Genomic DNA, 2187 nt, shown 5'->3' with positions numbered 1-2187 from the left:
CAACCAACCCGCCCTCACAGCAACACGCTTCATCGCCGACCCCTTCACCACCACCGGCCAACGCATGTACCGCACCGGCGACCTCGTCCGCTGGACCCACCACAACGAACTCGAATACCTCACCCGCGCCGACGACCAGATCAAACTCCGCGGCTTCCGCATCGAACCCGGCGAAATCGAGGCAGCGCTCACCAACCTCCCCGGCATCAGCGCCGCCCGCGTCATCCTCCGCGAAGACCAACCAGGCAACCGGCGCCTCGTCGCCTACACCGTGGCTACGCCCGCCCAGCAGGAACCACCGACGCCCGATCTGCGGGCCGCACTCACAGCCGTACTGCCCGCGCACATGGTCCCGTCGGCCTTCGTCGCGCTGGACACGCTGCCGCTGCTGCCGAACGGCAAGGTCGACAGGGGCAGGCTGCCCGTGCCTGATGCCGCTCCGAGCGGCGGCCGCGACCGCAGCAGGCGTTCGGTACAGGAAGAGATTCTGTGCGGTCTCTTCGCCGAGCTGCTGGGCCTTCCGGAGGTAGGGGTCGACGACAGCTTCTTTGCGCTGGGCGGGCACTCCCTCCTGGCGACGCGGCTGGTCAGCGCGGTGCGTTCACTCCTGGGAGCGGAACTCCAGGTCCGTACCCTGTTCGAGCACCCGACGGTCGCCCGGCTCGCCACGGCGCTCGACAGTGCGGACCGGGGCAGGGCGGGAGTGGTCAGAGCCGTACGTGCTGAATCGATCCCGCTGTCCTTCGCGCAGCAGCGGCTCTGGTTCCTCAACCGGTTCGAAGGGCCGAGCTCCACGTACAACATCCCGCTGGTGCTGGAGCTCGACGGAGAGCTGGACACGGATGCGATGCGCGCGGCCCTCGGTGATGTGGTGGCCCGTCATGAGGCGCTGCGTACGGTGTTCCCGGAGACGGACGGAGTCCCGAACCAACGCGTGCTGGAGAGCGCCGCGTTGGCGGTGGACTTGACGATCGAGGAGGTCACCGCGACCCGTCTCGAAGCGGCGGTGTCCACCGCGGTCGCTACTCCGTTCGACGTGACCAACGATCTCCCGTTGCGGGCCTGGCTCTTCAGGACGGGCCCCACCCGTACCGTGCTGGTCGTGGTCGTGCACCACATCGCGGCGGACGGCTGGTCCCTCGCGCCGCTCGCCCGCGACCTGGGCGATGCCTACCGGGCCCGCGTCGGCGGCGGCGCCCCCGAGCGGCCCGCACCGGCCGTCCAGTACATCGACTACACGCTGTGGCAACGCACCATGCTCGGCGAAGAGTCCGACCCCGGCAGTGTCACTTCGCGTCAACTCTCCTTCTGGAGCGATGCGCTGCGGGGCCTCCCTGGGCTCCTCGACCTACCCGTCGACCGGCCCCGCCCTGCCGTCGCGGATCACACGGGCGCGACAGTTTCCTACACGTTGGACGCCGGCCTGCACAGACAGCTGCTCGACTTGGCGAAGGGCTCCGGCAGCAGCCTGTTCATGGTGCTGCAGGCCGCCGTGGCTACCTTGCTCTCCCGGCACGGCGCGGGGGACGACATTCCTCTCGGCACACCCGTGGCCGGTCGCACCGACGGCGCTCTCGAAGACCTGATCGGGTTCTTCGTCAACACGCTCGTCCTGCGTACGGACGTGTCGGGCGAACCGACTTTCCGGGAACTCCTGGCCCGTGTAAGGGAGTTCGACCTGGCCGCCTACGCACACCAGGACGTGCCGTTCGAGCGGCTGGTCGAGAGCCTCAACCCGGTCCGCGCCCGTAACCATGCGCCTCTGTTCCAGACGATGCTGGTGCTCCAGAACCAGGACACCGCCGCTATCGAGCTGCCTGGACTGTCGGTGAAGAGCCGACTGGTGCACAACGGAGTCAGCAAGTTCGATCTGACCTTCGCTTTCGCCGAGGACCAGGAGCACGGCGGCATCACGGCGGGAGTCGAGTACGCGACAGCCCTCTTCGACCGCACCACGGTCGAGACCCTGACGCACCGGCTCACACGACTGCTCAAAGCCGTGGCGGCCGATCCGGACCGTCCGCTGCGCAGCTATGACCTGCTGTCCGGCACCGAGCGGGAGGCCATGGCCCGGTGGAGTCGGGGTGGGGATCTTCCGGTGGGTGTCTCGGGGGCGTCGCTGCCCGAGCTGTTCGCGGAGCGCGTGAAAGCGGCACCGGACGCGGTGGCCGTGTCCAGCAGCAACGG

General features: G+C 68.7%; 1 protein-coding gene. It reads left to right on the top strand.

Annotation, left to right across the window (positions count from 1 at the left end):
* Window positions 1-2187, top strand: a 2187-nt coding sequence (locus tag ACFXBC_RS35015; RefSeq protein WP_385034165.1) for a condensation domain-containing protein, incomplete at both ends; no start/stop codon positions are given.

It is taken from the genome of Streptomyces sp. NPDC059398, assembly GCF_042751845.1.
In the GTDB taxonomy this organism is placed as follows: domain Bacteria; phylum Actinomycetota; class Actinomycetes; order Streptomycetales; family Streptomycetaceae; genus Streptomyces.
Note: the sequence above shows the minus strand (reverse complement) of the source record. Positions and strands in the feature narration are given on the sequence as shown.